Origin of the sequence: uncultured Fretibacterium sp. (genome assembly GCF_938030725.1) — a bacterium.
In the GTDB taxonomy this organism is placed as follows: Bacteria; Synergistota; Synergistia; order Synergistales; family Aminobacteriaceae; genus Fretibacterium.
In genome coordinates this window covers 1-3,545 of record NZ_CALHIQ010000160.1, presented here as the reverse complement: position 1 = coordinate 3,545, position 3,545 = coordinate 1, and the positions used below count along the sequence as shown (strand labels likewise).

At 56.5% G+C, this 3,545-nt stretch carries 3 protein-coding genes; all 3 read right to left on the bottom strand.

Annotated features, from left to right (window positions below):
- Positions 1-670, bottom strand: a 670-nt coding sequence (locus Q0629_RS08985) for a hypothetical protein (RefSeq protein ID WP_298781587.1), incomplete at its 3' end; no start/stop codon positions are given.
- A 72-nt stretch (positions 671-742) separates the two neighbouring features.
- Complete coding sequence (locus Q0629_RS08980; RefSeq protein ID WP_298781584.1) at positions 743-1,999, bottom strand: dicarboxylate/amino acid:cation symporter; 1,257 nt, start codon at positions 1,997-1,999, stop codon at positions 743-745.
- A 23-nt stretch (positions 2,000-2,022) separates the two neighbouring features.
- Positions 2,023-3,060, bottom strand: coding sequence for a GntG family PLP-dependent aldolase (locus Q0629_RS08975; RefSeq protein ID WP_298781582.1), 1,038 nt, complete (start codon positions 3,058-3,060; stop codon positions 2,023-2,025).
- Positions 3,061-3,545: the final 485 nt, after the last annotated feature.

Below are 3,545 nucleotides of genomic sequence, written 5' to 3'. Positions count from 1 at the left end.
CAGAGAGCTCCGTGAGGTTGAGCGTGCTGCCATCTTCGGACACCGACTGGAAGGTGTAGCTCCTTGTTTCGTCAGCCGCCTTCAGGACGATCTCCGCCTCGACGGGCACATCGTACAGCACGGCGGACAGCCGGAACGCCGTCGCCTCCACGGCGCCGCCCCCGACATTGCGGACGTCGTCGATCCGGGTAAAGGCGAAGCGGTTCGGGTCGGTCCAAGCCAGTCCTCCGCGCAACCCCGAGAACTTGGCCCCCTTCTTCATCCCCTTATCGTCGACCACGAAGAGCGTGAAGGTCACGTCAGGCCCCGCCCCGCCCGTGACGAGCACAAGCTGGCTGCCGTCCGGGCTCCAGATCAGGTCCTGATATTCCCCCTCGGCGTCGAGGGGGATGAATGCCACGCTCTTCCCGTCCATGCCGAAGAAGATAACGCCGGTTTCCCCCTCCTTCACAAGTCCGGACGACCCACTCCCTACCACGCTCCAGAGGGCGATGCCGTTGTCGATTTCGTCGGGAACTTCATGGACCTCACACTCCAGCGCCGTTCCGTCACGGGTCACGCGCCCGTGCTCGAGGGCGAAGCCCTTCGGGATGGGGATCGGCGCAGCTGCTGCACTGCCCGCCAAAGACAACGCCAGAACACAGAACATCACCATGCCATATCGTTTCATTCTCTCCAGCCTTCCTTCCATGTTGGGATTATCCGGCCCGTTGGCCGGCGATCTTTAAGGACTTCTATTTACTCACTTTTGCTGCGACAGATCTCTGCCATCATCTTCGGCTACGGCATACCTCTCCTCCGCCTTACCCACGATGATGGTCCCCACCAAGTCGCCCAGACAGTTATTGGTGGTGGTCCCCATGTCGAAAAGACGGTAGAAAGCTGCAATCACTCCCACCACCTCTATAGGAAGCCCGGCGGACTGCACCACGACCATCAGTTTCACGATACCGCTTCCGGGGATTCCGCCGCCACCCATCGACAAAACCGTGGAGATGAAGATCACATTGGCCAACTGAAGCAGTGTCATCTGCTGACCGATCATTTGGCTGATGAACAGAATAACACAGGCATAGAGCAGCACGGAGCCGTCCGTATTCATCTGGGAGCCCAGGGGAATCGTGAAGCCGGATATCCGTTCGGGGATACCAAATTTCTCCTCGGCGACCTTGATGTTCACAGGGATTGTAGCGATAGAACTGCAGGTAGAGATCGTGTATATCCACACCTCAGCGCTGTCCCGGATAAAGCGGAAGGGGTTGATGTGAGGCTTGAAGGCCATGAGGAAACTGCCATAGACAATGATAACATGCGCCAGACAGGCAGCGTAGTATGTGCCTACCAGCACTGCCATGGAGGTGAAGATACCTGCACCGTACTTGCCGAAGGAACTCCCCATCAGGAAGAACACGCCGATGGGAGATACGCTCATGATCATGCCAATCAGCGAGAAGGTCATGCTGTTGAAGCCGTTGAAGAACTTTCTCATGACCTCCTTGTGTTCCTGATTTGCGATGCGGAGGATAGCGATCCCCAACAGGATAGCGATCACCAACGTTTGCACGATATTGCCATCGGCAAAGGTCTTGATCATGTTGGTGGAGAACAGCCCCTTGAGGAAGTCCGCCAAGGTGATATCCACGCCTCCCTTGATCTCCTGGGTAGCTAGACCGGAAAAGTCCGCGAACTTTCCAGGTTGCAGGAGCATCGCAACGACAATACCGACAATGCAGGCCAGCACCGTGGTAACGACGTAATAGGCAATGATTCGCACGCTGACCCGCCGGAGCGAGGTCAGGCTGTCTTGAGAAATGATGCCTGTCACGATCGTGCAGAGCACCATGGGAACGACAATCATCTTGATGCAGTTCAGCCATATATCGCCAAAGAAGCCCAGCTGCACCATCGTTTTGCCATCCACGAGCCCCGCGATAGAGCCCAAAATCATCGCCAGAAAAACCTGCGTTGTCAAGGAAACTTTTTTACCGCCAAACTTCATTTAGGAAAAACCTCCCTTGTCCCTTAAAGTTCCCCATCTATTTCCCGCACAATTGCCGCCGTGCGCTCCGCGTCGCTCCGCGTGATGCCCTTATAGAACACAAGCCTCACGAAACTCCCGATAATCGGGCGAATCAGGAGCCCTTTTTCCTTCGCGCGAGCGCAGAATTCCTGAGGGGTAATCCCAGCCCCTTCCACGTCCAACATCAGGATGTTGGTCTGCACATTCTGTTGTGCTCTGACCTTTTTCAGGTCCTTCAGCAGTGAGGCGCAGAACTGTGCGTTCTCGTTATCCTCCCTGAGACGCTCCACGTTGTGCTTGAGGGCGTAGATTGCCGGGGCCGCGACGATGCCCGCCTGGCGCATGGCGCCGCCCAGCAGCTTGCGCATCTCTTTCGCTTCGATGATAAACTTTTCTGTGCCGCACAGCAGGGAACCCACCGGTGCTCCAAGGCCCTTCGATACACAGAACATCAGGGAATCAACATACCGCGCGATATCCTTCACCGTCGTCCCCAAGAAGGCCGCGGCATTGAAGACACGGGCCCCGTCCATGTGTACAGGGACCCCGTACCGGTCCGCCAGACTGCGAATCTCCGCCATACGTTTGAGGTCAATGCAGACACCCCCCATGTAATTGTGGGTGTTCTCAATGCAGATCAACTTCACCGGGCCGTTCTTCAGTTTCGCCTCCATGTCCGCCATATCCGGCATCAAGGATGCATCGGAACGATACATCACCTTTTTCAACTGACCGAATCGCGGGGAGAAGGCCGTCTTCTCGCTGCGGTCAAGGTGCTGCAACTCGTCAATCAGCACCGTGTCACCGGGACGGCACCACGTCAACAACGCTGCCTGATTTCCCATCGTTCCGGACGCGCAGAGCAGCCCTGCCTCCTTGCCCGACATTTCGGCCGCCATGTCCTCCAACTCGTTGACGGTGAGGTCTTCGCCGCGTCCCTCCACGTCAAGACGTCCATCGTCCCCAAGCTGCGCCGTGAGGATCGTCCGAAGCATCGGCTCATCTGGAAGGGTGAGGGTGTCACTTCTCAAATCGATCATGCGTCAATCGCTCCTTGACTGTATGTATGCAGAGACAACGTTCTCCATCAAAAGAGAACTTGTGCAGGGCAAAAAGACCCTTTTAACAAAAAAACCGCATTTCCGCGATATAATCTAATATAGGAGTTAGATTGTCAAGACAAGCGCAACAGACTAACCGTTTGAGTTTAAACAGCCCTCGACTGTGCGAGGGAGAACGAAGCGCTCAAGGGCACGCGGACGCTGAAGCTACTGGAGGGAAAGTCCGGACGTTGAATAAAGAAGGAAGCATGATAGACGAGAGAAATTGGTCTGCTCCCTGGCAATCAAGGAGCAGCCCAAATTCAGCGCTTCCCTGAAATTTTAACTTGAGGCTGCGTCCCTTCGGGTCGCTCACGGGCCGTCAGTCCCCCACTTCGGGGAGCCTTCCGGCTGCCGTTCGCTGACGCTCACGGGCCGTCAGTCCCCCCCTTCGGGGAGCCTTCCGGCGGCCGTTCGCTGACGCT

Coding starts and splice junctions, on each gene's coding strand:
- Q0629_RS08980 (WP_298781584.1), bottom strand. CDS start 1,999: ATGAAGTTTGGCGGTAAAAAAGTTTCCTTGACAACGCAGGTTTTTCTG.
- Q0629_RS08975 (WP_298781582.1), bottom strand. CDS start 3,060: ATGATCGATTTGAGAAGTGACACCCTCACCCTTCCAGATGAGCCGATG.